Source organism: Shimia gijangensis, assembly GCF_900142085.1.
Lineage (GTDB): Bacteria > Pseudomonadota > Alphaproteobacteria > Rhodobacterales > Rhodobacteraceae > Shimia > Shimia gijangensis.
The window spans coordinates 25,678-49,839 of record NZ_FQZQ01000015.1 but is presented as its reverse complement, the minus strand read 5'-3'; the positions used below and the strand labels follow the sequence as shown (position 1 = coordinate 49,839).

Genomic DNA, 24,162 nt, shown 5'->3' with positions numbered 1-24,162 from the left:
GTGATGGATGAAAAAGATCTCGATCCAAAGGGGTTGATCCGGGAATCTTATAAGATTGAAGGTATCACCGAGGACCAATGCCGTTCGATTTTTTTGGATTGGGCTTTGTCCCTGCCCGGAACCATTGAGGCCAAGGTGGCGATCGAAGCGCTTCTCATTCGCAATCAATCTCAACCGGCTGACCACCCCATGACCAGCATCCTGGAGCAAGGGCGCGTTCAGATGGTCAATCCAAAACGGCGTGGTGGTTGGCGATCTCGGAACAGAAATTAGACGTGATTTGCCAGTAGCTTAAGATAAATTCTTGCTGGTTATTTCGGTACAAATTCCACTGAATTGAACTCAAATTGTCTCATTCTCGCCTCATTTCGCGCGCAACTTAGCGGCAGTGTATATGGACCTGGGGGTCCAAGGAGAATGAACATGAAACATGTTCGAATGACAGTGATGATGACGGTACTCGGACTCGGCCTTTCGGCTTGTGCGTCCGTAGACACCGCAACCCGTAACGCTCCTCTGGAGCAAATCCCGGCAGAAATGGCCGCTCCGGCGCCGTCTTTTGCATTGGCAGGGTTTTCCGTAAACGTCCCGACCACTTTGAAAGTATCCGAAGCCAACAGCTACCGCCCAAGCGGTGACATTGTTTGGCGCGGTGATCCCTATGGTGATCGCTATAAGCAAGTTGGTGCGATCCTTGAGGATTCAATCCAACTGGGCGCGGGCAATCTGACTGGTGCTATGGATGTTGTGGTTGATATCGAACTCAAGCGCTTTCATGCCCTGACCGAAAAAACACGTTACTCCGTCGGGGGTATCCACTCGATCGAATTCGTGATGACCATCCGAGACGCACAGACAGGTGCTGTTGTGCGGGGCCCACGTGAGATCAAGGCAGACCTTGTTGGGTATGGCGGCAGCAAAGCCCTTCAGGCCGAAGCCCGTGGGTTGACCCAGAAATATCGCATCACCAACCACCTGGCGCGCGTCATTCAGGATGAAATGACACTGGCGACCGGTTGGGTGCCTCCAAAAGGCGGAACAACCGCTTCGATCGTTCCGATGACCCCGGTGAAACAGATCGGGTCGTAATCGGCCTTTTCACCAGCGATGGAAATCTTTAGGAGGACGACATGATGTCGTCCTCTTTTCCTATTGTCCGCCTGAAACCCAAAACCAAGCCACAGGCAATTCGCCATGGCTTTCCTTGGATTTATGATAATGAACTGGTCGTAGACCGGCGCACCCGCAACATTGAACCGGGTACGATTGCTGTTCTGCAAGACAATGAACGCAATCCGCTGGGCCTTGTCGAGGTCAATCCAAATTCGCGCATCACCTGTCGAATGCTGGATCGCAATCTGGAGGCGTCGATTGACCAGGTGTGGCTGGCGGCCAAGCTGACGCGCGCTTACGATATGCGCACCCGGCTTTATGAAGCGCCCTTTTACAGATTGATCCATGCCGAAGCCGATGGTCTTCCGGGCGTGGTGATTGACCGCTTTGGCGATGTGGCTGTGATCCAGCCAAACGCCGCCTGGGCGGATCGCTTGCTGGATGCTCTGGTCGCAGCATTGATCGAGGTCACCGGCGTGACCACTGTTTTAAAGAGTGGCTCAGGGCGCGCGCGCGCGCTGGAAGGTCTTGATGATGTAAGCTGCGTGATGGTGGGGCAGGCCCCTGACGCGGCGGTACCTGTGACGATGAACGGGGCCACTTATATGGCCGACCTGATGGGCGGGCAGAAAACCGGACTTTTCTTTGATCAACGTGCCAATCAGGAATTTGCGGCCAGACTCTGCAAAGATGCAAGGGTTCTGGACGTGTTTTCCCATGTCGGCGGTTTTGGTCTGGCGGCTTTGGCGTCTGGCGCGGCCTCGGCCCTTTGTGTGGATGGTTCGGCTGCGGCCTTATCGCTGGCTGAAGACGGCGCAGGCGCGTCAGGTTTTGAAGCCCGTTTTGGCACGCGCAAGGGCGATGCGTTTGACGTGCTGACCGCTTTGGCGGATGAGGGCGAGACCTTTGATGTGGTGATTTGCGACCCACCAGCCTTTGCGCCTTCCAAACCTGCGTTAGAGAAAGGTCTGCGTGCCTATGAGCGCGTTGCGCGTCTTGCGGCACCTTTGGTGCGGGAAGGTGGCTATTTGGGGTTGTGTTCCTGTTCGCATGCAGCTGATCTGGCCAGATTTCGCGGTGCATCGGTGCGCGGCATTGGTCGGGCAGGGCGACAGGCTCAGCTGATCCACACCGGATACGCCGGTCCAGATCATCCGCTGATGCCGCAACTGGCCGAAAGCGGCTACCTCAAAGCGCTGTTCTTCCGCCTGTGAAGCGGTATCTTCTGGATACATGCGTGATTTATCCCACGGTGATGCGTGAGATGTTGTTGGGTGTGGCCACGGCCGGCGCGTTTGAACCGCTTTGGTCGGCGCGAATTTTGGAAGAATGGGCGCGGGCCGCGCGGAAACTGGGCCCGGCGGGTGAACCTCAGGCGCGCGGAGAAATTGCGCTGCTGCGCGCCAATTGGCCCAAAGCTGAAGTCACCTGGAAGCCATCGCTCGAAGATCGCCTTTATCTGCCGGATGCGGCGGATGAACATGTTCTGGCGGCAGCAATTGCCGGGTCAGCGGATGCAATTGTCACGATGAATGCCAAGGACTTCCCACGTGGAATACTGGCGGAAGAAGGGTTGCTACGCATTGATCCGGACGGTTTGTTGCGCAGTATCTGGGAGAGCCAACCAGAGTTGGTAGAACAGGTTGCTGACTCTGTACGGCTTGAGGCTGAGCGCTTGTCAGGGCGGGACTGGGATATGCGCGGATTGCTCAAAAAAGCCCGACTACCGAGGCTTGCCAAGGCGCTGGCGTAGGCTAGCGCTGTGCCTCACGTCGCCCTTGCGTCGCTAAGACAACGTTCACCCCAAAGAATTTCTTAAATAGCGAAATCAGGTCTTTGAGACGCCCCACTTGGTTTCAAGATCTTCGATCGCCTTGATCCGATCGGGGGTTTTGGGGTGGCTGAGCAGCCAGGCGGGCGTGATGCCACCTTTTGAATTGCTGAGGTTTTCCAGTTTGTGGAACAGGGATTTTTGAGGCGCCGTGCCGATGCCCGCTTTCGTGAGCAGAGCGGCGGCATAAGAATCGGCCTCGTATTCGTCGTTGCGCGACAGGCGTGCGGCCAATGTTGAGGTGGCGAGATTGGCCAGCCACACGCCTACGCCGGGGATCAGGCGGCCCAGCACCATTGCCAAAGCTGTGCGCAGGGCGTTTTGGCCGGAAAAGTCGATCATACGACGGCGCGAATGCCCCAGTGCGACATGGCCCAGTTCATGGGCGATGACGCTTGAGATTTCTTCTGCGCTGACTTCGCCTGCTTTGTAGCGGTTGTAGAACCCACGGGTGATAAAGATGCGCCCATCCGGTGCGGCAAGGCCATTTACGGGCTCAATCTCATAGATGTGCACTTTGATCCTTGGCAGATCCAGTGCTGCGGCCATCTTACGGATCAAGGGGACAAGCAAAGGATCCATCAGCTCGGTTGAGCGCGCGTCCAGCTCTCGCGAGGTCCGCCATGCGGAAAACCGATAGAGAATAATACCATAGGCCAGGGCCAGAAGGATCGGGGTCAGGCGTAACATGGTTCAGATATGGGGCAGGGCGCGCGCAAGAGCAAGTCACGCTTTGCGCTTGCGGCGCCTTTGCCAGTATATTGCTATTATCGCCGTGAGTATCGCGACCCCGGTCAGCGCCCATGTCAGCCCGCCCAGCATGCGCGCCACCCGTGGCAGGTTCTGTGCAAAGACAAAGCCCACCCCACAATAAAGGCCGACCCAGACCAGTTTGCCCAAAGACGCCCATAGAGTGAAGCGCGCCCATGTCATCTCGGCTGCGCCAGAGATTATGTTGACATAAGGCCCAAGTGGCGACAACAGCCACCGGCTGAGAAACACGCCAAGCCCCCCGCGCGACGCGGTCAGATCTTGGGCGTTTTGAAACAATTGTGCGCTGCGTCGGTGACGCCCGGCTATTGCCTGCACCCGATCATGGATCGCTACGCCGGTGAAATAACCCAATTGATCCCCCAACACCGCGCCGACATAGGCGACCACCAACAAGACCGGCAGGGACATCGCCCCGGTTGAGGCCAGCGCACCTGCCGCCAGCATCAGCCAAGAGGCCGGGATCGGCACGATCAGACAACAGGCAAAGGTGGAAAGCCCCAGCAAAAGTGGGCCATAGGTCAACAATGCTTGGGTTAGCCAGTCGCTCATGAAGTTGCCCCGGTTTGCTGAATCCTTGGTCAAAGCCATGACAGAAGCATGACAACCCCGTCAAGGTTTCGTGCGCCCTCTCAACGTCTCTGCGTGGCGGGCGTTAATCTCTGGTGGCGACGACTGCATTATCCCAGGGTTGGGCGCAGTCGGCATAAATGGATTTGGCAGGTTTATAGACGCTTGGGTCATCCAACGAGGCCGCATGTACATAGATGCGATCAGGTGATCTTTCGCTGCGACGGGTCAGTTGCGCGCCGCAATTGGGGCAAAAGCCGCTAAAGGTCGAGCGCCCCGACCCCCCGGCCATTTCATAGGTTTTACTGCCGTCGCTCATGGAAAAACTTGCCGCATCCAGTGGCACCATGTCCGAATGACCTGACCCGGTAAGCTGTTGGCAATCGCGGCAGTGACAGCGAAACATCGGGACATCCGCGCGGCTTCCGCTGTATCGCACCGCGCCGCATTTGCAGCCCCCAACAAGTCTTTCGTTCATCTGTTCTCTCCCTGATAACAGGATAAGAAAGAGACCTCACAATGTCAGTATTTTTTCGCAAGGCGCCGGCGCCAACCCGTTACCGCGTCAGATCTTTCATGCCTTGTTCAATCCCCTGGAGGGTCATCGGCACCATACGGTCTTCAAAGATCTCGCGGATCATCTTGATCGAATGGGTATGCGGCCAGTATTTTTCCGGGACCGGGTTGATCCAGAGGTTTGACTGCCATTGATCACGTGCGCGTTCCAGCCAGACTTGCCCGGCCTCTGCGTTCCAGTGTTCGTTGGCACCACCGGGATAGGCGATCTCGTAAGGTGACATCGACGCGTCGCCGACAAAGATGCATTTGTAATCCGACCCATAGGTGCGCATGATTTCGTGGGTTGAAGTTTGCGCATCCCAGCGACGGCGATTGTCTTTCCACACACCTTCATAAAGGCAGTTGTGGAAGTAAAAGTGTTCCATGTGTTTGAATTCGGTGCTGGCGGCCGAAAACAGCTCTTCGACAATCCGGATATGGGGATCCATTGATCCGCCAATATCGAGGAACAACAACACCTTAACCGCATTGCGCCGTTCGGGGCGGGTTTGCACGTCCAGATAGCCATGTTCGGCCGTGGCACGGATGGTGCCGTCCAGATCCAGCTCTTCATGGGCGCCATCACGGGCCCAGCGGCGCAGACGTTTCAGCGCCACTTTGATGTTGCGGGTGCCCAGTTCAATGCTGTCATCGAGGTTTTTGAATTCTCGTTTGTCCCAGACTTTGACAGCCCGCTGATGACGGCTTTCTTTCTGGCCGATGCGCACGCCTTCGGGATTATAGCCATAGGCCCCAAAGGGTGAAGTGCCTGCCGTGCCAATCCACTTGCTGCCGCCCTGGTGACGTCCTTCTTGTTCCTTAAGGCGCTCTTTCAGCGTCTCCATCAGCTTGTCAAAGCCACCCAGGCTTTCGATCTCGGCCATTTCTTCGGGTGACAGATGCTTTTCCGCCATTTTGCGCAGCCATTCCTCGGGCACTTCGACGGCTTCTAGAACATCCTGCAGGCTGATGTTTTCCATGCCGCTAAAGGTGGCCGCAAAAGCGCGGTCAAACTTGTCGAGGTTGCGTTCATCTTTGACCATGACAACACGAGCAAGATAGTAAAACGCATCTATATCATAGGTGGCAAGTTCGACTTTGACCCCTTCGAGAAAGCTCAGATATTCGCGCAAGCTGACCGGCACGCCGCCGTCTCTGAGATTTTCGAAAAAAGGAAGAAACATCAGATCAGACCGAAAACCGATGAACGCCGATGGTGACGAATAGGCCCAAAAGTGCAAAGGCTATTGCATAAACTATGGCATATTGCAGGATGTCCAACCGGCCACCTTTGCGTTTTTTCGCGATCATCGCGCCGATGATCAAGCCCAATAGGGCACCGCCTAGAACGAACATTTGGCTTAGTATCTCCCGTTGAGTGGGTTGAGTGCCGCAATTTCCCGCAGTTTGGCGCGAACGGCCCAATCCGGACCAAAGCCGTAGCGCGCCCAGCCGAGACTGTCCAGACGCACCTGGGAGGCCTCGGTCGAGCGTTCGAGCAAGTCGAGCGATTCTGCGCGCAATAGCATGAGCGTCGACAAAAGAACTGCATTTTCATGACGCGCCGCCACAGACAGATGTGGGGAAATCAGGTTTTGGGCTTCTTGCCCACGGCCCGCAGAAACGGCGTATGCGGCCAACTGTGTGGCGACAAATGCGCGATGTGGGGCCGTATTCGGACTTTGACGATAGGCGCGGTCCGCATAAAGAAAATAGGTATGAGCTTTGTCTGCATCAACCGATTGCATCAATCGTCCAAGCGCAAAATAGCTAAAACCAAGCCGGTGATCGTTCCATCCCTCGCGTTGCGCAATGGCCAGCGCCTGGTTGGCGGCATTGCGGCGCACGACAGGACCCGCGCCGGGACCCAAAGCCGTTTGAATGGCACTGATCCAATCTCGGGACGTGCTTTTGGCATAATGCGGCGATCTGTTCTGTCCGCGCGGATTTATGCGGGCCAGAACCGATGGTAACCGCGCCGAAACTTGGTCACGAGACATGCCGTTGGCCAAAGCAGGGTCATAGTAGGCCCGCAAAATGGTCATATCAAAGCCGGTCAGAACAGCGTGAACATTGTCGTCATTAAAGACGCTGTCGGACAGGCGATAAAGATCATTGAGAGGGCCCAAGGCCTGAGCCAGTTCTTCATGCAAACAATCGCGCACTTCTTGAGGGCTGGTGTCATTGGGAAGGAAGATCGCGATTTTTTCGCGGCTCTCCATCAACGCCCAGTTGGTTTTTGATGTGCGGCGGGCTGATCGGTACTGCGACAGAGACGAAATGTTGGGCGCTACAAAACAGGCGGCCTGAGGCAGATTGCGTCGGATGTCATTGCGCGAAACCGCCTCGATCGTGATATTGGCGGATTTGTCTTTGGTTTGGGTGATATCGATGCCCGCTTCGGTGCGCAGACGATACAGCAATCGGGTGAGGTCCGGGCTGAGGCCGGCCGGAGGCTTGCCTGTGACCCGCACGGTGATTGGCCCCTCAAACCGGGTCATGACGGGCAACTCACGTCCACTTTCCATCGTGAAGGCCAGATCGGCAAAATCGCGGGCAATATCACGGTTCGAGCGGGCAGGCGGCGTGGGTGAGGGCACCGCGAAGATTTTCATCGGCGGCAAGGACGAATCCGCAATGGCCCCACGGGTCGGGGCCTCGGTGTTCGTGGCCGGCATACAGGCGCCCAATGTCAGGCAAAGAGGGATCAAGAAACGGCGCATCAGGGACGTTGATACCGGATAAACGGGGTCAGCTTGCCGAGGCGATCATATAGTTTTCGGGCGGTTTCGTTGAAATCCTGGGTCAGCCAGTAAACGCCACCTGCACCTGAGTCGTCTGCCGCGGCATAAACGGCTTCGATCAGCGCACGCCCAACACCTGTGCCACGGGCTTCGGGTGCAGAGTAGAGGTCTTGCAAATAGCAGATGTTTTCAACCTTCCAAGCGTGACGGTGAAACAGGTAATGGGTCAGGCCGATCATCTGACCATTAAGTTCGGCCACAAGGCAGGTAAAATCCTGCGGATCATCCCCCAGTAGCCTTGCAAACGTGGTCTGATAAACTTCTTCAGGCACAGAGGTCTCGTAATACTCAAGATATCCGGTCCAAAGCTCACGCCACTGGGCCTCGTCCTCCGCCCGCAAGGGGCGGATGCTTAAGTTGTGATTCGCGCTCGACATGAGCTGCCTCCGATTCTTTGCGGCCCGTTGTGCCCGGGCTTGCATAAATTAGCTCGGGTCTTGGTCAACATTATGGCCCGAAAAGGGATTTCAGCCAACCAAGAGTCATCAATACGTTCGCCTCCCAACTTTTTCGGGATGCCTTAAATACTCTTACCGGCCCGAGCGGGCCATAAAGGCAAGACGTTCAAACAAATGCACGTCCTGTTCGTTCTTTAACAGCGCGCCGTGCAACTTAGGCAAGGCATTTGCGCCATCGCGCGCCAGATCTTCGGCGTCCAGGTCTTCGGCCAGCAATAGTTTCAGCCAGTCCAGCACTTCGGATGTGGACGGCTTTTTTTTGAGGCCAGGCGTGTCACGAATTTCAAAAAATTGTGTCAGCGCGGTGGCCAAAAGAGTGTCCTTGATGTCCGGATGATGCACACCCACGATCTCGCGCAGGGTGTCGTGATCGGGAAAACGAATGTAGTGGAAAAAACATCGGCGCAAAAAGGCGTCGGGCAATTCTTTTTCATTGTTCGACGTGATGATCATGATCGGACGGTTCTTAGCCTTGATGGTTTCGCCCGTCTCGTAAACGTGGAACTCCATCTTATCGAGCTCTTGCAAAAGGTCGTTGGGAAATTCGATATCGGCTTTGTCGATCTCATCAATCAACAAAACCACTTTTTCGTCAGTTTCAAATGCTTCCCAGAGTTTGCCCTTTTTGATGTAGTTGCTGACATCATGCACGCGCTCTTCACCCAGTTGCGAATCCCGCAGGCGGCTGACGGCGTCGTATTCATAAAGACCCTGTTGTGCTTTGGTGGTGGATTTGATGTTCCACTCGATCATCCGCAACCCAAGACCTTCGGCAATTTGCTTGGCTAATTCGGTCTTGCCGGTGCCCGGTTCACCTTTGACCAGCAAAGGACGTTCCAGAGCCACAGCAGCGTTCACTGCGACGTTCAGATCCTCGGTCGCCACATAGCTTTTGGTGCCTTCGAATTTCATGCGGATTTCCTTGCGCGAGCGTTCAAATTTCGCCGCACACTAACGTGAACAAATTTTCACCGCAATGCAGTGTTAACAGGTAGTGACAATCCCCAAATGGTGGGGTAATCCCTGCCCATAGTTAAAGGGGGGCCTGATGTCTGAAGGAACGACCGCGACGGACACGAGCCGCATCGAGGGAGCAGATATGAAAGCTGAGAACTTCCTGCCCGACGATTATCGTCCCGCAGAAGACGAACCGTTCATGAACGACCGCCAAGTCGAGTATTTCCGCCGTAAGCTGAGTGATTGGCGCGTTGAGCTTTTGGACGACAGTCGCGACACGATCGAAGCACTTCAGGAAGGTACACGTAGTATTCCGGACGTGGCTGATCGTGCCAGCGAAGAAACAGACCGCGCACTTGAGCTGCGCACACGTGACCGTCAGCGCAAGCTGGTTGCCAAAATTGATTCGGCCATGCGCCGGATTGATGAAGGTGAATACGGTTATTGTGAAGTCACCGGAGAGCCGATTTCGCTGAAACGTTTGGACGCCCGACCGATTGCCACAATGAGCCTTGAGGCACAGGAACGGCACGAGCGGCGCGAAAAAGTCCACCGCGACGACTAACCGCGTCTCAAAACGGTAAGAAAAAAGACGCCGGGGGTTTTTCCCCGGCGTTTTTCGTTCCAGAGTTGCAGCATGAGTCTGTTGAACAAAAAAGTGACTGTGATTGGGGCCGGCATTGGCGGCTTAACCGCCGCGCTGGCGCTGCAAGCGCGTGGTGCTGACGTCACAGTGCTTGAACAAGCCGGGTCCATTTCCGAAGTGGGGGCCGGCCTTCAGATTAGCCCAAATGGGTTCTGCGTCCTGCGTGCGTTGGGGTTGGGTAAGGCTTTTCAGGCCCGCGCGGTTCAGGGACAGGCGGTTGAGTTGCGCGACTACCGCAAAAGCACCTTAGTCGCCCGGTTGGATCTTGGGTTGTTGCCCGCCGATCAGCCTTATTTCTTTATCCACCGCGCTGATCTGATTGATGCGCTGGCCGATGCGGTGCGCGACGCAGGGGTCAAAGTACGCCTCCTGCAACAGGCAGAGACCATTGATCCCGGCCCGTCGCCCAAAGTGCATCTGGCCAATGGTGCGGTGGTCAACTCAGACTTGGTCGTGGGCGCCGATGGGCTGCATTCAAAGTTGCGCCCAGTCCTGAATGGCAAAGTCGCGCCGTTTTTCACCCGGCAAGTGGCCTGGCGCGCGACGATCCCGAATGATTTGAACCATCCCGCCGTTGCGCGTGTTCACATGGCCCCAAAACGCCACATGGTAAGCTATCCGTTGCGCGGTGGAGAACTTATCAATCTTGTCATGGTGCAGGAGCGTATGGATTGGGCCGACGAAGGCTGGGTCCATACTGATGATCCTGACAACCTGCGCGCGGCTTTCTCGGATTTTGGCGGGGATGCGGCCAAAATGCTGGCTCAGGTCACGGATGTTGGCTTGTGGGGTCTTTTCCGTCATCCCGTTGCCCCCAGATGGGTCGGCGAGAATGTCGCCATCCTTGGCGATGCGGCCCATCCAACTCTGCCGTTTATGGCACAGGGCGCAGTTATGGCTATGGAAGATGCCTGGGTTCTGGCTGACGCGCTGGACAAGGCAGAAACAACTGCCGAGGGGTTAGTCGCCTACCAATCCCGACGCCATGCGCGCGCCAGCAAAGTCATCGACACCGCCAGCGGCAATGCGTGGAAATACCATCTGTCCTTCCCACCCTCCCGTTTTGGCGCGCATTTGGGATTGAAAATGCTGTCCACGCTGGCACCCAAAAAACTGTTGCAACAGTTCGATTGGATCTACCGCCACGATGTGACACGGTCTGACAGCGATATGTCCTAGGGATAAGACAGACTATTCGCGACGCGCCCTGAGATCGTTTGCCGTAGTGTTTCACCATCGCTGACAGGCACGAAGGCCAGATTGATGTTGGCCACTGTGAAGTAGCTTTCAGGCTGATTGGGGTGCAAATTCACTGTCAGGCGCAGCAACATCGGCCCGATGGTTGGGTCAACATAACGACCAACCAGTTGCACGCCGCTGGAATGGTCAAACTTATATTTTTCAAGTGCCAGTATCTGAGGCGACTGAAAGCCCTGAACTGCGCTGGGGAAGACCTGTTCCTTTAAGACATTGGCGGCGATTTGCAGTCGGAGGGCTTCTGGATCTTCTGTATCCGTCGGAATAGGGAATGCGCCGCGAATGATTTGGATGTTTTCCAAGAGCACCAGTTTATCCGCGTTCTCGATGGCAAAGGTGAATTTGGCAAAGGCCCCACCTTCGGGTTTGCCGTCGGCAATCATTTTCACATCCTTGCGAATTGGAACCGAGATCGAAAAGGGCGTTGGTACTGGGATGCCATGTTTGGCCGTGTATGCCTCATCGAAATTGTAGATACGGTCTACATAAGCCCCTTCAAACTCGAATAGATTGAACTGAACGCCGCTTTGGGCTTGCTGCGCCATGGCAGGTGTCGCCAAAACAAGCAGAACTGGAAGGGCGCGGAGAAGTGATGCAAAGGTCATGGTTTTCCTATAAATCAAAACGCTTGGCCAGCGTGTTTAAGACGCGCGAGGCCTGCATTCATAATGGCCAGTCCTTGGATCCTGTCAAATCCGCTCGAAAGATGACACCCACCTTGTACTTCCAACTCATTGCTGACCTTGGTGCATTTTGTGACGAAAGGCTGGAGTGAACGCACAATGCATGTAGTGGTATTTGCGGTAAATGTCAGCTTTGTACCTTGCCCCACTTATTGGACAGGTTCAACATTAGTCAGTTGACAATACCTTACAAAAAACCATGCGAAAGAACGTGTTGGTCCGGGCGGATTTGGTTGGAGATAATGTGCAGAATGTCCTCAGCGATATCCACTGTATCGCTGGCGTATTGTCCTGTGTGCCGTATCGCCTGCCTGAGGTTCAGATCATCAGGCAGCTTCTTGTAGACGATGTTTGCGGCATAAGGTGAGCCGCTAAGGTGATGCGAAACACCCAGTGTCATGCCCGTAATCATCTCCATTTTAGGGCTGCGGCTGGGAAACAGAACGGTCATCGCATAGCTTGGATTGTTGCCTGCCTTGTGGTCGAGGATGTAAATAAACCCGCCCTCAAGCGTCACCAACCCGTGCATCTTTGATTTCTTTTGGCTGATTTCTTTGCGGATATCGCCCTGCAACAATTCCACATAGTCGCTGAGATAGTGGCTGCCTGATTGCTTGATCCGACATAATCCGATCACCACGCTGTTTTTGGCGTGAGGTAGTTTTTGATAGGTGTGATAGTAACCACAATACCGCTGTAGGTCGGATTTGCTCTGTGAATCAGGGTTGTACTGGCCATCGATTTTTTTACCGGCTAACAACAATGGATGTTTTCTGAGTTGGCTGAGCCGCAGAAACTCGCGGTGCGGCAGGTCAAGATCGTCTGCCGCGATCTCAAAGAAAGTGCAAATCCGCATCAGGTTGCGCCGAGAGGGATGCGCCGAGCCGGAAAGATATTTGTTGAACTGCTGGCGATTCATGCCCATTTGCCTGCAAATTTCGGCAACCGAAGGGTAAGATGCGCAAAGCAGCTTTAGATTCTCTGACAAATCGTTTGGGTGTTCTTGCATGGGTCATGAATCCGCTAAGTGAGGTCAAAAGCAGCAGGGTTGCCAAAATTACCAGGTTTCAGGCTGCTACCAAGTGAATGTGACGCTACTTGACGCACATTTGCCCGTCAATGAGGAGCAACAACAATTTCATTAGCGAAATTGTGGTGACGTGCCCCGGTTTCTAACCTGTTCGAGAATTCGTTGCTGTGTTCTCATCCGGAGAAACAGCGGCAACCATTCTGGGAGGAATAGAATGACACAATCTCGTTTCACCAAGTCAGGCATGCTCAAGCGCCGCGACATTCTGAAAGGCTCTGCCGCTCTGGGTGTCACCGGTCTGTTGGGCGCGGGCCTGGCCCCGTCGTTTGCCAATGCATCAACGCCCAAGAAGGGCGGCAAGTTCACAGTGGCTCTCGGCCATGGGTCAACCACCGACACGCTTGACCCGGAACTGAACACTGGCACCGGTTTTCACGCGACCCTTGGGTTTACGATCCACAACTTTCTTGTTGAGACGGATTACAAAGGCAACGCTATTCCTGAGCTTGCTGAAAGCTGGGAAGCCTCGTCAGATGCGAAGGTATGGACATTCAAAATCCGCAAGGGTGTTGAATTTCATGATGGCCGTTCGGTCATGCCCAAAGATGTGCTGAACTCGATCAACATTCACCGTCGCGAAGATACCAAATCCTCGCTGAAGCCGGTTCTGTCCAGCATCACGGATGTGGCCATTGACGGGGACAACGTGGTCATAACTCTTGCGGGCGGCAACGCCGACCTGCCCTACATCATGGCCGACTTCCGTCTGCCGATCCTGCCGGCAGAGGGTGAGGGTGTAGACTGGAAGAACGGCGTTGGGGCCGGTGCCTACATGTTGAAAGACTTTGATCCCGGTGTCAGTGCAAACTGCGCCCGCAATCCGAACTACTGGAAGTCGGACCGCGCACATTTTGACGAAGTCGAGATTCTGACCATTGCGGATCAGGCTGCGCGGACCAATGCGCTGGTCACTGGAGTGGTTGATGCCATTGACCGGGTTGATCTGAACACCGTCGATCTGATGAAACGCAGCGGCAACGTCAAAGTGATCGAAACCAATGGTGGCACCCATTACACTCTGCCAATGAACGCAACTGCCGCACCGTTTGACGATGTGAACGTGCGATTGGCTTTGAAGTACGCCGTGGACCGTCAGGCAATTGTTGACACAATCCTGAGTGGGTACGGCTCGGTCGCCAATGACCAGCCTCTGGCCCCAACACATAAGTATTACAACGCTGAACTTGAGCAGCACACCTATGACCCCGACAAGGCCAAGTTCTACCTTGATAAAGCGGGTGTTTCGAATCTGTCAGTTGAGATTGACGTGGCCGACGCGGCTTATGCAGGGGCGGTCGACACCGCCGTTCTGTTCAGCGAACACGCCAAGGCGGCTGGGATTGATCTGAAGGTCAATCGCCATCCGAATGACGGCTACTGGTCCAAAGTATGGATGCAGAAATCGTGGTCAGCGTCTTATTGGGGTGGCCAACCCACAGCCGATCTGGCCATGAGCCAGGCCTTCCAGAGTGAGTCTTCGTGGAACGAAGGGTTCTGGAAAAACGATAAGTTTGACCAACTCTTGGTTACAGCGCGGGCAGAGCTGAACGAAGCCAAGCGCAAAGAAATGTACGGCGAAATGCAGCGCCTGATCAGCGAAGAAGGCAGCGTAATCATCCCGATGTTTGCCAGCAATGTTTATGCGATTTCCGATGGCATTCAGCATGGCGAGCTAGAGCCTCGCTGGGCGCTGGACACCCGCCGTTGCGCAGAACGCTGGTGGCACGCCTAAACAGCGCCATCGCGCCATAGTGGAAATCACCAGACTCCCCTTTGTGTGGTTTTCGCTCTCCCCAGGGCTGCATCATCTCTGATGCGTGCAGCCCACTTTTTCCTGGTGTGCCTGTTTCGTGTTCCCGGGCGCGATGCCTTTAGTGTTCGGACGGCTCATCGACCCTTTCCACGAAAGCGCGTGTAACAGTATGAACCTCGACGAATACTCTCAATATGATGCCTGCGGGTTGGCAGAACTGGTTCAAAAGGGGGACGTCACCCCAAAGGAATTGGCCCAGCTGGCTGCAAAGGGTGTCGAACGGGTAAACCCAGCGCTTAACGCCATTGTCGAGTTTTATCAGGATCGTTTGGACAACGGGTTTGATCAGACATTGCCCGACGGCCCCTTCCACGGCGTGCCGATGTTGAACAAAGACCTTTCAGCAGGCGAAGCCGGATGCCTTGAGGAAATGGGCAGCCCTTTGGCCAAGGGACGGGTCATGCAGGAAGATAGTCTGGTCTTTTCGCAGTTTCGAAAGGCTGGTTTCTTCAATTTGGGCCGCGCGACAACGGCAGAGTACGGTCTTTTGGGGATCACCGAGAACCGTGCCACCGGGATCACCCGCAACCCCTGGGACACAAATTGCACACCGGGCGGATCTAGCGGTGGATCGGCCGCCATGGTCGCTGCAGGGGCCGTGCCACTGGCCAGTGGGGGTGACGCGGGCGGTTCCATCCGGGTGCCAGCCGCTTACTGCGGCATTGTTGGCCTGAAACCATCGCGAGGGCGCATTTCGCAAGGCCCTGCCAGATCTGATGCCCATGTCGGGATATCCACCCCCTTCGCACTGACGCGCAGCGTGCGTGATTGTGCTGTTCTGCTGGACTGTCTCAGCGTTGGTCATGCAGGCGATCCTTATCGCATGCCACTACCGGGTGCGCCTTTCCAAACGTCCTGGCAGGACAACACCGGTCCCTTGAAAGTCGCCTATCTGACCGAGTCTTGGTATGGCTACGACACAAATGCCGCCGCCCATGCGAGCGTCATGAAAACCGTCGACTTCCTGCGGCAGGAAGGCCACGAGGTGGTGCAGGACGGACCCCAAATTGATTATCAGGCCTTTATTAACGCGGCGCTGAATGTCTGGAGCGCAGGACTTGTTGTGAACCTCAAGTCATTGGCCGAACGGTTTGATCGCCCGAACATATCCGATCATGTCCTGAGCAGCACAGCCCGCTTTTTTGAACGTGGCTGTGAGATTTCAGCCGAGACATATATCCGGTCTTTGATGGTATTTCAGGAGGTTACTGCCGCCATCGGATCTCTGTTTGAAACTTATGATCTCTTGGTTTTGCCCATGACCCCGCGGTCCGCACCGCCGGTCAGCTTTTATGACCCAGAGCCCGGCGCGGAGATTGATTTTGCACAATGGCACAACAGCGTTTATGCCAATGATGTGTTTGCAGGTGTGTTTAACGTTTCTGGCAATCCGGCCATTTCATTGCCCCTGCACTATGATGAAACCGGAATGCCTATGGGTGTTCAGATTGCCGCACCATTTGGCGATGAGGCCAGACTTTTGCAGATATCCCGGCAGTTTGAACAGGCCTTTCCCTGGGCTGGTAAAACGCCCCCGGTGCATGTGACAAAACCCCTGTCTAGCAACGGAGACATGACATGATTGCCTTGATCCAACTGATCCTGTCACGCGTGGCATTGGGGTTGCTGACCCTGCTGATCGTGTCGGCGGTGATCTTTTTGTCGGTCGAGCTTTTGCCGGGGGATCTGGCGCAGGAAATACTGGGCCAGCGTGCCACCGAGGAATCCGTGGCCGCCATGCGCCGGGATCTGGGGTTGGACCGGCCATTGATCGAACGCTATGTCTCATGGCTTGGCGGTGCGTTGCGTGGAGATTTCGGGGTGTCGCTGGCCAATGGCCGCGCCATTCAGGACCTTATCGGTGAGCGGTTTATCAACACCCTGTTGCTGGCAGCCTACACCGCGTCCATTGCAGTGCCGGTCGCGATCAGCCTTGGACTTGCCGCAGCTCTTTATCGAAATTCGATCTTTGACCGCATGGTGAATGTCACAACCCTGATCACAATCTCGTTCCCTGAGTTTTTTGTCGGCTACATCCTGATCCTGTTCCTGTCGTCCAAGCTGGGCTGGTTTCCGGGGATTTCGAACATTCGCGGGGATGTCGGGTTCTTTGAGTTCCTATACAAAACCTTCCTGCCCGCGCTGACGCTGACTCTGGTGATCACCGCCCACATGATGCGGATGACGCGGGCTGCGATCATCAATCTTCTGGCACGCCCCTATATCGAGATGGCCGATCTCAAGGGTATGCCGCGCCGTCGGATCATCCTGAAACACGCTCTGCCAAATGCACTGGCCCCGATCATCAATGTGATCGCCCTGAACATGGCCTATTTGATCACCGGCGTGGTGCTGGTCGAAGTGGTGTTTGTCTACCCGGGACTGGGGCAATTGCTTGTCGACAGCGTCTCAAAACGGGATGTCACAGTTGTTCAGGCCGCCTGTCTGATCTTCGCCTCGGTCTACATCATATTGAATCTCACTGCGGATGTTCTGTCGATCGTGACCAACCCGCGCCTGATGCATAAGAAATAGGTGACGCATGTGGAATGACCTGAAAAAAGCCCCACTGACCGCCTGGTTTGGCATCGTCACAATCGCCTTTTACATTGTGCTGATTATCTTTGCCGATGTTCTGGCGCCGTTTGATGAAACGTCGATTGTTGGACGCAAGTTCGAACCCTGGGGGGCCGAGTTTCTTTTGGGCACGGACAATCTGGGCCGCGATATGCTGTCCCGTCTGATTTACGGCGCGCGGAACACGGTCAGCATTGCGTTGGTGACCACGATGATCACCTTTGCGCTTGGGGTGTTCATGGGCCTGATGGCAGCAACGCTTGGGGGCTGGCTGGATCAGCTGATCTCGCGGCTTGTTGATGTGCTGATGTCGATCCCCATGCTGATCTTTGCCCTGCTGCTGTTGACGATCTTTGGCACCAATGTGGTCAGCCTTGTTTTGGTGATTGCCATCCTGGATTCAACGCGCGTGTTCCGGCTGGCGCGCGCCGTGGCGATGGACGTCATCGTGATGGATTTCTTTGAAGCGGCACAGCTGCGCGGAGAAGGCCTGTTGTGGCAAATCCGGCGTGAGATTCTGCCCAATGTCATGCCACCCCTGATCGCGGAATTCGGCCTGCGGTTCTGTTTCGTGTTTCTTGTGATCTCGGCCCTGTCGTTCCTGGGATTGGGCATTCAGCCCCCGACCGCAGACTGGGGGTCGATGGTGCGCGACAACGCGACACTGATCACTTTTGGCGAAGTGACGCCCTTGTTGCCCGCCGCCGCCATCGCCTGGCTGACCATCGCCGTCAACTTTGTGGTCGACTGGAAACTTCACCAGGCTTCCGGCCTGAAATCCTGAGGAACAAGACATGTCAGACATTCTTTTGGATATCAAAGGGCTAAAAGTCGAAGGCAAATCCGCCGACACATGGCAGCAGATCATAAACGGGGTCGACCTGACCCTGAACCGAGGTGAGGTGATTGGCCTGATTGGCGAATCCGGTGCCGGCAAATCGACTCTGGGCCTTGCGGCGATGGGCTATGCCCACGACGGTTGCCGCATTTCTGGTGGGTCGGTCAATTTCGACGGGATTGATTTGCTGAACCTGTCGTCTGCTCAAAGCCGGGGTCTGCGCGGCAAGCGGATTGCCTATGTTGCGCAATCTGCGGCGGCCAGTTTTAATCCGGCGCACCGAATTATTGACCAGTACACAGAAGGCCCCGTGGTGCACAAAGTCAAAGGCCGAACAGAGGCGAAGAAAGAAGCTGAGGTTCTGTTTGAGAAGCTGCAACTTCCCAATCCGCACACCATTGGATTTCGCTATCCGCATCAGGTCTCGGGGGGGCAACTGCAACGCGCCATGACGGTCATGGCCATGTCCTGTAAACCGGACCTCATTATCTTTGACGAGCCGACAACGGCGCTGGATGTGACGACTCAGATCGAAGTTTTGTCGGCGATTCGCAACATCGTCGACGAGTTCAACACAGCCGCGATATACATCACCCATGATCTGGCCGTGGTGGCCCAGATGGCCGACAGGATCAAAATTCTGCTCAAGGGTGATCAGGTCGAAGAGGCCCCCACCGCCGAGATGCTGGACGCCCCACAAGAGGAATACACCAAATCTCTTTGGGCCGTTCGCAGCCTCAAGTCACCGATAAAACCAGCGCCAGCCAAAGGCGATGTTCCCTTGATACAGGTACAGGGAGTGACAGCCGCCTACGGCAAAGTCCCGGTGCTGCATGACGTGAGCTTTGATATCCACAAAGGGCGCACGGTCGCTGTTGTGGGAGAATCCGGGTCGGGGAAATCCACTGCCGCGCGGGTTATCGCCGGGCTCTTGCCACCCAGCGAGGGGCAGGTTCTGATCGGCGGTGAAGCCTTTCCCACGCATTTTAAACAGCGTAGCAAGGCCCAGTTGCAACAGGTTCAGATGATCTATCAGATGGCCGACACGGCGCTGAACCCCAAACAGAAGATCAGCGAAATCATTGGTCGCCCTGCGGAATACTACCTTGATCTCAAAGGCAAAGCGGCACGTGAGCGGGTGCGCGATCTGTTGTTTCAGATCGAACTGGAGCCGGATCAGTTTATCGACCGTTACCCGTCTGAGCTGTCAGGTGGTCAAAAACAGCGCATCGGTATTGCCCGCGCTTTGGCGGCTGAGCCCAGCTTCATTATCTGTGACGAGGTCACTTCGGCGTTGGATCAGCTTGTGGCCGAGGGCATCCTGCGTCTGTTGCAAAAACTGCAAGGTGACCTGGACCTCACTTATATGTTCATCACCCATGACCTGGCCACCGTGCGCGCGATTGCGGATGATGTGATCGTAATGAAAGACGGAGCACTTGTAGAAATGGGGTCGCGGGAAGACATCTTTGCCCCACCACATCCAGATTATACCGAGCTATTGTTAAGTTCAGTCCCTCAAATGGATCCGAATTGGTTGACGACCGTCTTGAACGGTCGGGCACAAGAGAGGTGAAGCTGCAGCGTGTCGCCTTCGCCATTGCTCGTCTGTGATAAGTCATCTGCGGCCATGCGATCTATTTGTGCACGTTTGCCGGTCGTTTCTCCATGGTGGTAAAAGAGATCGCTACACTAATTCGGCATTGCGCCGTCCTTGGAGCGCTCTCAAATTTAAAAACGGCCCGACCTCTGTAGAAATCCAAATTTGTGTCAAAATTTGCTACGAGTGGCCGGTGGCGTACATGCAATGTGTCCGGCATTGGTCGCTCAGAAAGCGCGGAATTTTTGAGGAAGAAATTGATCGGCTTCCACCTGGATCGACAATTTTCTGCGGCTGTGCTTTCGGTCAAAAAAAAGGGGCTCAAAGCGGGCATTTGGATATTGCGGAAGCCTTTTTCAGAACGTCTGTTTCTAGGTCTTGATCAACTGACTGATCTTACACCGCTAAGTCCACCCATACCGGCACGTGATCCGAAGGCTTCTCTCGGCCACGGATTTCCTTGTCGATCTGACAGTCCAGCAACAGGTCGGCGCACTGGGGGCTCAGCAAGAAGTGGTCGATACGAATACCATTGTCACGGTTCCATGCGCCGGCCTGATAATCCCAGAACGAATAATGCTCGGGTCCTTGAGTGCGGGCGCGGAATGCTTCGGTAAAGCCAAGGTTCATCAACCGGCGGAACGCCGCGCGACTTTCTGGGCGGGCCAGCGCGTCTTCCTGCCAGACTTCGGGGCTGCGGGCATCTTCGTCCTGCGGGATGATATTGTAGTCACCCGCCATCAAAAACGGTTCTTCTGCAGACAACAATTCCTGCGCGCGCGCGTGCAGACGCTCCATCCAGCTCAGTTTATAGTCATATTTAGGGCCGGGGCAGGGGTTGCCGTTGGGCAGATAGAGCCCGCAAACCCGAATGGCTGTGTCGCCCATCACCGTGGCCTCGATCCAGCGCGCCTGCTCGTCTTCGGCGTCGCCGGGCAGACCGCGCGTGACATCCTCAAGGGGCAGCTTGGACAGGATCGCCACACCGTTGAACGACTTTTGCCCGTGGGTTTCGACCTGATAACCACGATCTTCAAAGATTTCGCGCGGAAAAGCCTCATCAACGGATTTGATTTCCTGCAGCAGGGCGACGTCCGGTTGGGCCTCGTCGAGCCACTGTGGCAGCGCATTAATCCGGGCTTTGATGCCGTTGATGTTGAATGTCGCGACTTTCATTGAGGTCTCCTTGCCCGGCGTGGTCCTTGTATCCCGCACATGGTGATGGCTGGCAAGGGGGCTGTGGCAGAGAAAATCCGCAAACCCAAACACGGAATCGAGTCGCACTGCGAGGGGGGATTCGCCATGGAAGGGCATTGATTTGGATTCAACTTAAGCGGTACTTTGGTAAAGTGTGGCAAAAAGTGGGCTAAATTGCGTCAAAAATGAGGCAGCAAAAAGAGACTAAAAAGGTCATAATATCAATTGGATAGATTGTTTCATCTTTAATCGCTCTCAAACCTTGCGCACCAAAAACGAGAAAAAATGATTTGCAAAACCCGCTTAACGTGCAAGCGTGATGGTGCTCAAAACTTCAACCTGGAGGGTTACCAATGCTCGCTCAAAAATCTGTCGAAATGGTTAACGAAACGTTTGCAAACCGTGCGCAACATCGCTCGGGAACAAGCATGCATGACGGCCTGAACACCGAACTGTTCACATCGGGATTGTCACCCGAGATGGCCTCGGACGCAATGGCTGGTGATGGTGCCGAGATGTTTACATCTGGTTTGGTCCAGATGTTCACCTCGGGCCTTGCGCCCAGTGCTACGGCAGAAACGACCGCAGGTGAGGGGCTTGAGATGTTTACATCAGGCCTCAGCGCAAGCGGCACGTCGACAGAGGTCGGGGATGCAACAGAAATGTTCACATCCGGTCTCGTGCAAATGTTCACTTCGGGTCTTGCCCCAAGTGCAACGGCACAAACAACATCAGGTGAAGGCCTGGAAATGTTCACCTCGGGCCTTGCGGCCAGTGGCACCTCTGCGGATGCGGGTGACGCCACCGAGATGTTCACTTCAGGTCTGGTTCAGATGTTCACTTCGGGCCTTGCGCCCACAACCACTGCTCGGGCGGACGCCGGAGAAGGTGCCGACCTGTTCACCTCAGGTCTTTAAGCCCAACTGCTTACCGGAACGGGGCGCGGGGTCGCGCCCCCTGTCACCAGGGAGACTGACATGACTAACATTGTTCAACTCAACGTCCCGTCCCGGCGGCAACCCGCATCCGAGCGCCACGGCGCTCTCATGCACAGTTTTGCCAGCTTTCGTCGCTTTGGGGACGATGTGTTCTGGCTCAAAGAAAATGCCGAGCTGCTGAATATCCTGGAATGCACAGGTGCGCAGGTCGACGACGACGCATTGACCGCCTTTGCTGGGTTTTATGACAAGGTCGAAAACCGCCTGCAGTTTTTCCCCCAATACTATCGCTTTTTACTGTCGATCTGCCTTGACCTTGAAGACCTTGGAATACCGGGTGACAAGGGGGCTGCTTTGGTAAAATGGGTTGCAGATCAAGGATTTGCTCAGGCTGAGCTGTCTGACCTCCAACGCCTCGAGGCCCGCCGCCTGATGGCGCGGCGCGGGGTTGATCCTCTGGCGGGGGATACCGGCCTTGAGGATCGGATGCGCAGCTTTATCGCGCGCTCTGCCACCTTTTCGATGCCCAACAAAAAGGCTGCATACGAGCTGACCCACGCGGTGTTCTATCTGTCCGAATATGGCCGCAAAGACCCCATGCTGGACGCTGAAACGCGGACCTCGCTTGAATTTACCGGTCTTCTGGCCTTCATCGAACAAAACGCTGACTTGCTGGCCGAGATTTGCATCGCACTGCGTTTTGGCGGCTTTGATGTGCCCGAGGTCTGGGAGACCTGGCTTTTGCGCCACACACATCGCTTCGATGTGCAAACCGATCAGAAAACCACCCCAAATGATGATTACCACGAATTTTTGGTTTGTAACTGGATGCTGTCTGTCACCGGTCATCAACCCTTTGCCAAAACGTTGAAATCGGAACGCATGGCCTTTTTCCGCCCCGATGGAGTGTCTGGCCCACTACGCGAGCTTTCGGAATGTATGTTCAAGCTCACGGACCGCAGCGACGATTGGGAGACAATGCGCCCGGTGGTTCTGGACCACCTGTCCGAAGACGCACAGGCCGTTATGTCCTGGGCAGAAACCTCCTCGGACAAATTTAGCGCCTTTTTCCAAGGCTTTGCCCGCACTGGTCGTGCGTTGGCGGTGATGTGATGGCCCTCTGGAACAAAGGCGCGCTTGCGGGAACCGGATTGGTTCTTCTCTACACGCTGGCAATTTCTTCGGCCGATGCGATCACGAAATTCATCGCTGCCGGATATGCCGCCCCCCAGCTTTTTGCGTTTTCCGGGGCCATCGTGGTGGGGCTCAGCTGGGTGTCCGCGCGCGCCAGCGGTGAAACCCAGTCTTTGCGCACCTCTTGTCCGCGCGCCATGGCGCTGCGGGCCTTGCTTACCGTTATCGGATCGGTGGCCTTCTTTTACGCCTTTCGCTTTCTGCCCTTTGCGGAAGTCTTTGTTTTCATTGGCATGATGCCCATCTTTGCCGGATTGTTTTCCGCCCCCATCTTGGGCGAGTACGTGCGCCCCGTGGCATGGGCGGCGCTTGCTGCGGGCTTCATTGGCGTGTTGTGCCTGTTTCCGGGCGGGATTGCTTCGGTTTCCTTTGGCCATCTGGTGGCACTGTTTGCCTGTCTCTGTGGCACGCTGTCCATGGTGTTGGCGCGCTTCATCGGTCGGTATGAGGCCAATTCGCTCGCTCAGGTGTTCTTTCCCAATGCCGCGCTTTGTGTGGCGATGGCGATGGTTTTGCCTTTTGTGTACAAACCGATGCCCCTTGGGGATCTGGGATGGGTCGGGGCTTATGCCGTGTTTTTGTTTGCCGCGCGCTGGCTGCTGGTGGTGTCACTGCGCTTGCTTGCTGCCTATGCCGTCACACCTTTGATGAATCTGCAATTTGTCTGGATGGTTGTCCTGGGCGCTGTGTTCTTTGGCGAAGTGCCTGCCTCCAACATCTATCTTGGTGTGGCCATCGTCATCGGGTCGGGCGTGTTCCTGATCTGGGATCAGATGCAACCCACCAAAGACAAGGCGGTGGCCATCCCTTTGTCACAACGCTTCAGCCTGCGCCTGTGGCAGCCCAGAAGATACACGAAGATCGTCAGGTAAAATTCTGATTTAGATCGAAAAACTGGTTCCGCATCCGCACGAGCTTGACGCGTTGGGGTTGTCGATTACAAACCGTGCCCCAATCAGTTCTTCGCTGAAATCGATGACGGCATTGGCCAGAAATGGCATTGACACGGAATCCACAATGACCTTTTCGCCGTTGCTTTCCAGAACCATGTCATCCTCGGCCGGCGTGTCCAGCTTGATCTCGTATTGAAACCCGGAACATCCCCCACCTTCGACGGCAACACGCAAGGCCTGACCCTGATCTGCCGCACCAATTTCGGCAAGACGTTCATAGGCTCGGTCGGTCACTTTGGGCGGAAGGTTCATTGTGTCTCTCCTGACAGGCTGAACAGGTTACAGGTTCGCGGGAATTTGGCCGGTTTCCAAGG

26 protein-coding genes are annotated in these 24,162 nt (G+C 55.4%); 14 read left to right on the top strand and 12 right to left on the bottom strand.

What is annotated here, in order from left to right; all coding sequences use genetic code 11:
- Positions 1-3 precede the first annotated feature (3 nt).
- From BUC32_RS13435 to BUC32_RS13420, 4 genes are all read left to right on the top strand, one after another.
- A complete protein-coding gene (locus BUC32_RS13435) occupies positions 4-273 on the top strand; it encodes a hypothetical protein (RefSeq protein ID WP_073253723.1) in 270 nt (89 codons plus the stop codon).
- Between the two features lie 150 nt (positions 274-423).
- Positions 424-1,089: a DUF6778 family protein gene (locus tag BUC32_RS13430; RefSeq protein ID WP_073253908.1), complete on the top strand. Its 666-nt coding sequence runs from the start codon at positions 424-426 to the stop codon at positions 1,087-1,089.
- Positions 1,090-1,130: 41 nt separating this feature from the next.
- Entirely contained in the window at positions 1,131-2,327 is a 1,197-nt protein-coding gene (locus tag BUC32_RS13425) for an RSP_2647 family RNA methyltransferase (protein ID WP_175556941.1), read from the top strand.
- Positions 2,324-2,866: an RSP_2648 family PIN domain-containing protein gene (locus BUC32_RS13420; protein ID WP_281248984.1), complete on the top strand. Its 543-nt coding sequence runs from the start codon at positions 2,324-2,326 to the stop codon at positions 2,864-2,866. The genes BUC32_RS13425 and BUC32_RS13420 overlap by 4 nt, the downstream gene beginning before the upstream one ends.
- Positions 2,867-2,941: 75 nt before the next feature.
- On the opposite strand, the gene BUC32_RS13415 is transcribed toward BUC32_RS13420, so the two are convergent.
- From BUC32_RS13415 to BUC32_RS13385, 8 genes are all read right to left on the bottom strand, one after another.
- Entirely contained in the window at positions 2,942-3,634 is a 693-nt protein-coding gene (locus BUC32_RS13415; protein WP_073253717.1) for a M48 family metallopeptidase, read from the bottom strand.
- A gap of 36 nt (positions 3,635-3,670) precedes the next feature.
- Positions 3,671-4,267, bottom strand: a complete 597-nt coding sequence (locus tag BUC32_RS13410) for a DedA family protein (RefSeq protein ID WP_175556940.1) — start codon at positions 4,265-4,267, stop codon at positions 3,671-3,673.
- Between the two features lie 103 nt (positions 4,268-4,370).
- On the bottom strand, positions 4,371-4,763 hold the full coding sequence (locus BUC32_RS13405) for a GFA family protein (protein WP_073253712.1): 393 nt from the start codon (positions 4,761-4,763) through the stop codon (positions 4,371-4,373).
- Positions 4,764-4,842: 79 nt separating this feature from the next.
- Positions 4,843-6,027 carry a vWA domain-containing protein gene (locus tag BUC32_RS13400; RefSeq protein WP_073253709.1) on the bottom strand — a complete coding sequence of 395 codons (1,185 nt, stop codon included), beginning with the start codon at positions 6,025-6,027 and terminating at the stop codon, positions 4,843-4,845.
- A gap of 4 nt (positions 6,028-6,031) precedes the next feature.
- Positions 6,032-6,199: a hypothetical protein gene (locus BUC32_RS20670; RefSeq protein ID WP_175556939.1), complete on the bottom strand. Its 168-nt coding sequence runs from the start codon at positions 6,197-6,199 to the stop codon at positions 6,032-6,034.
- Between the two features lie 5 nt (positions 6,200-6,204).
- Entirely contained in the window at positions 6,205-7,521 is a 1,317-nt protein-coding gene (locus BUC32_RS13395; protein ID WP_245815185.1) for a DUF2927 domain-containing protein, read from the bottom strand.
- Between the two features lie 44 nt (positions 7,522-7,565).
- On the bottom strand, positions 7,566-8,024 hold the full coding sequence (locus BUC32_RS13390) for a GNAT family N-acetyltransferase (RefSeq protein WP_073253902.1): 459 nt from the start codon (positions 8,022-8,024) through the stop codon (positions 7,566-7,568).
- Positions 8,025-8,177: 153 nt separating this feature from the next.
- Entirely contained in the window at positions 8,178-9,017 is an 840-nt protein-coding gene (locus BUC32_RS13385) for an AAA family ATPase (protein ID WP_073253703.1), read from the bottom strand.
- Between the two features lie 136 nt (positions 9,018-9,153).
- Here BUC32_RS13385 and dksA point away from each other — a divergent pair, with 136 nt between their 5' ends.
- Together dksA and BUC32_RS13375 are read left to right on the top strand one after the other, a co-directional pair.
- The gene (gene dksA, locus BUC32_RS13380; RefSeq protein WP_073253700.1) at positions 9,154-9,627 is read left to right on the top strand and encodes an RNA polymerase-binding protein DksA; all 474 of its coding nucleotides are present in this window, start codon (positions 9,154-9,156) and stop codon (positions 9,625-9,627) included.
- A gap of 72 nt (positions 9,628-9,699) precedes the next feature.
- Positions 9,700-10,887, top strand: a complete 1,188-nt coding sequence (locus tag BUC32_RS13375; RefSeq protein ID WP_073253697.1) for an FAD-dependent oxidoreductase — start codon at positions 9,700-9,702, stop codon at positions 10,885-10,887.
- Here the strand turns inward: BUC32_RS13375 and BUC32_RS13370 are convergent.
- Together BUC32_RS13370 and BUC32_RS13365 are read right to left on the bottom strand one after the other, a co-directional pair.
- Complete coding sequence (locus BUC32_RS13370; RefSeq protein WP_073253695.1) at positions 10,884-11,570, bottom strand: hypothetical protein; 687 nt, start codon at positions 11,568-11,570, stop codon at positions 10,884-10,886. The genes BUC32_RS13375 and BUC32_RS13370 overlap by 4 nt on opposite strands.
- A 265-nt stretch (positions 11,571-11,835) precedes the next feature.
- A complete protein-coding gene (locus BUC32_RS13365; protein ID WP_139280729.1) occupies positions 11,836-12,567 on the bottom strand; it encodes a hypothetical protein in 732 nt (243 codons plus the stop codon).
- Positions 12,568-12,892: 325 nt separating this feature from the next.
- Here BUC32_RS13365 and BUC32_RS13360 point away from each other — a divergent pair, with 325 nt between their 5' ends.
- The 5 genes from BUC32_RS13360 (at position 12,893) to BUC32_RS13340 (ending at position 19,542) form a co-directional block, all read left to right on the top strand.
- Positions 12,893-14,470: an ABC transporter substrate-binding protein gene (locus BUC32_RS13360; protein WP_073253690.1), complete on the top strand. Its 1,578-nt coding sequence runs from the start codon at positions 12,893-12,895 to the stop codon at positions 14,468-14,470.
- Between the two features lie 190 nt (positions 14,471-14,660).
- Complete coding sequence (locus BUC32_RS13355) at positions 14,661-16,133, top strand: amidase (RefSeq protein ID WP_073253687.1); 1,473 nt, start codon at positions 14,661-14,663, stop codon at positions 16,131-16,133.
- Positions 16,130-17,086 carry an ABC transporter permease gene (locus BUC32_RS13350; protein WP_073253683.1) on the top strand — a complete coding sequence of 319 codons (957 nt, stop codon included), beginning with the start codon at positions 16,130-16,132 and terminating at the stop codon, positions 17,084-17,086. The genes BUC32_RS13355 and BUC32_RS13350 overlap by 4 nt, the downstream gene beginning before the upstream one ends.
- A gap of 7 nt (positions 17,087-17,093) precedes the next feature.
- A complete protein-coding gene (locus BUC32_RS13345) occupies positions 17,094-17,912 on the top strand; it encodes an ABC transporter permease (protein ID WP_073253681.1) in 819 nt (272 codons plus the stop codon).
- 10 nt (positions 17,913-17,922) lie between these two features.
- Positions 17,923-19,542 (top strand): ABC transporter ATP-binding protein, encoded by a 1,620-nt coding sequence (locus tag BUC32_RS13340; RefSeq protein ID WP_073253678.1) that lies wholly within the window; start codon positions 17,923-17,925, stop codon positions 19,540-19,542.
- A 420-nt stretch (positions 19,543-19,962) separates the two neighbouring features.
- On the opposite strand, the gene xth is transcribed toward BUC32_RS13340, so the two are convergent.
- Positions 19,963-20,742, bottom strand: coding sequence for an exodeoxyribonuclease III (gene xth / locus BUC32_RS13335; protein ID WP_073253899.1), 780 nt, complete (start codon positions 20,740-20,742; stop codon positions 19,963-19,965).
- A 374-nt stretch (positions 20,743-21,116) separates the two neighbouring features.
- Here xth and BUC32_RS13330 point away from each other — a divergent pair, with 374 nt between their 5' ends.
- From BUC32_RS13330 to BUC32_RS13320, 3 genes are read left to right on the top strand one after another with little or no spacing between them, the layout of a single operon-like run.
- The gene (locus tag BUC32_RS13330) at positions 21,117-21,680 is read left to right on the top strand and encodes a DUF6749 family protein (protein WP_073253675.1); all 564 of its coding nucleotides are present in this window, start codon (positions 21,117-21,119) and stop codon (positions 21,678-21,680) included.
- Positions 21,681-21,740: 60 nt separating this feature from the next.
- The gene (locus BUC32_RS13325; RefSeq protein WP_073253673.1) at positions 21,741-22,814 is read left to right on the top strand and encodes a DUF6902 family protein; all 1,074 of its coding nucleotides are present in this window, start codon (positions 21,741-21,743) and stop codon (positions 22,812-22,814) included.
- The gene (locus BUC32_RS13320; RefSeq protein ID WP_073253670.1) at positions 22,814-23,767 is read left to right on the top strand and encodes a DMT family transporter; all 954 of its coding nucleotides are present in this window, start codon (positions 22,814-22,816) and stop codon (positions 23,765-23,767) included. Before BUC32_RS13325 ends, BUC32_RS13320 begins: the two co-directional genes overlap by 1 nt.
- 9 nt (positions 23,768-23,776) lie before the next feature.
- Here BUC32_RS13320 and BUC32_RS13315 read toward each other — a convergent pair whose 3' ends face one another.
- Positions 23,777-24,100: a HesB/IscA family protein gene (locus BUC32_RS13315; protein ID WP_073253668.1), complete on the bottom strand. Its 324-nt coding sequence runs from the start codon at positions 24,098-24,100 to the stop codon at positions 23,777-23,779.
- Positions 24,101-24,162 lie beyond the last annotated feature (62 nt).

Bases quoted from the DNA above. Each gene is read 5' to 3' on its own strand.
- BUC32_RS13435 (WP_073253723.1), top strand. From the start codon at position 4: ATGGATGAAAAAGATCTCGATCCAAAGGGGTTGATCCGGGAATCTTAT.
- BUC32_RS13430 (WP_073253908.1), top strand. From the start codon at position 424: ATGAAACATGTTCGAATGACAGTGATGATGACGGTACTCGGACTCGGC.
- BUC32_RS13425 (WP_175556941.1), top strand. From the start codon at position 1,131: ATGATGTCGTCCTCTTTTCCTATTGTCCGCCTGAAACCCAAAACCAAG.
- BUC32_RS13415 (WP_073253717.1), bottom strand. From the start codon at position 3,634: ATGTTACGCCTGACCCCGATCCTTCTGGCCCTGGCCTATGGTATTATT.
- BUC32_RS13410 (WP_175556940.1), bottom strand. From the start codon at position 4,267: ATGAGCGACTGGCTAACCCAAGCATTGTTGACCTATGGCCCACTTTTG.
- BUC32_RS13405 (WP_073253712.1), bottom strand. From the start codon at position 4,763: ATGAACGAAAGACTTGTTGGGGGCTGCAAATGCGGCGCGGTGCGATAC.
- BUC32_RS13400 (WP_073253709.1), bottom strand. From the start codon at position 6,027: ATGTTTCTTCCTTTTTTCGAAAATCTCAGAGACGGCGGCGTGCCGGTC.
- BUC32_RS20670 (WP_175556939.1), bottom strand. From the start codon at position 6,199: ATGTTCGTTCTAGGCGGTGCCCTATTGGGCTTGATCATCGGCGCGATG.
- BUC32_RS13395 (WP_245815185.1), bottom strand. From the start codon at position 7,521: ATGCCGGCCACGAACACCGAGGCCCCGACCCGTGGGGCCATTGCGGAT.
- BUC32_RS13390 (WP_073253902.1), bottom strand. From the start codon at position 8,024: ATGTCGAGCGCGAATCACAACTTAAGCATCCGCCCCTTGCGGGCGGAG.
- BUC32_RS13385 (WP_073253703.1), bottom strand. From the start codon at position 9,017: ATGAAATTCGAAGGCACCAAAAGCTATGTGGCGACCGAGGATCTGAAC.
- dksA (WP_073253700.1), top strand. From the start codon at position 9,154: ATGTCTGAAGGAACGACCGCGACGGACACGAGCCGCATCGAGGGAGCA.
- BUC32_RS13375 (WP_073253697.1), top strand. From the start codon at position 9,700: ATGAGTCTGTTGAACAAAAAAGTGACTGTGATTGGGGCCGGCATTGGC.
- BUC32_RS13370 (WP_073253695.1), bottom strand. From the start codon at position 11,570: ATGACCTTTGCATCACTTCTCCGCGCCCTTCCAGTTCTGCTTGTTTTG.
- BUC32_RS13365 (WP_139280729.1), bottom strand. From the start codon at position 12,567: ATGAATCGCCAGCAGTTCAACAAATATCTTTCCGGCTCGGCGCATCCC.
- BUC32_RS13360 (WP_073253690.1), top strand. From the start codon at position 12,893: ATGACACAATCTCGTTTCACCAAGTCAGGCATGCTCAAGCGCCGCGAC.
- BUC32_RS13355 (WP_073253687.1), top strand. From the start codon at position 14,661: ATGAACCTCGACGAATACTCTCAATATGATGCCTGCGGGTTGGCAGAA.
- BUC32_RS13350 (WP_073253683.1), top strand. From the start codon at position 16,130: ATGATTGCCTTGATCCAACTGATCCTGTCACGCGTGGCATTGGGGTTG.
- BUC32_RS13345 (WP_073253681.1), top strand. From the start codon at position 17,094: ATGTGGAATGACCTGAAAAAAGCCCCACTGACCGCCTGGTTTGGCATC.
- BUC32_RS13340 (WP_073253678.1), top strand. From the start codon at position 17,923: ATGTCAGACATTCTTTTGGATATCAAAGGGCTAAAAGTCGAAGGCAAA.
- xth (WP_073253899.1), bottom strand. From the start codon at position 20,742: ATGAAAGTCGCGACATTCAACATCAACGGCATCAAAGCCCGGATTAAT.
- BUC32_RS13330 (WP_073253675.1), top strand. From the start codon at position 21,117: ATGCTCGCTCAAAAATCTGTCGAAATGGTTAACGAAACGTTTGCAAAC.
- BUC32_RS13325 (WP_073253673.1), top strand. From the start codon at position 21,741: ATGACTAACATTGTTCAACTCAACGTCCCGTCCCGGCGGCAACCCGCA.
- BUC32_RS13320 (WP_073253670.1), top strand. From the start codon at position 22,814: ATGGCCCTCTGGAACAAAGGCGCGCTTGCGGGAACCGGATTGGTTCTT.
- BUC32_RS13315 (WP_073253668.1), bottom strand. From the start codon at position 24,100: ATGAACCTTCCGCCCAAAGTGACCGACCGAGCCTATGAACGTCTTGCC.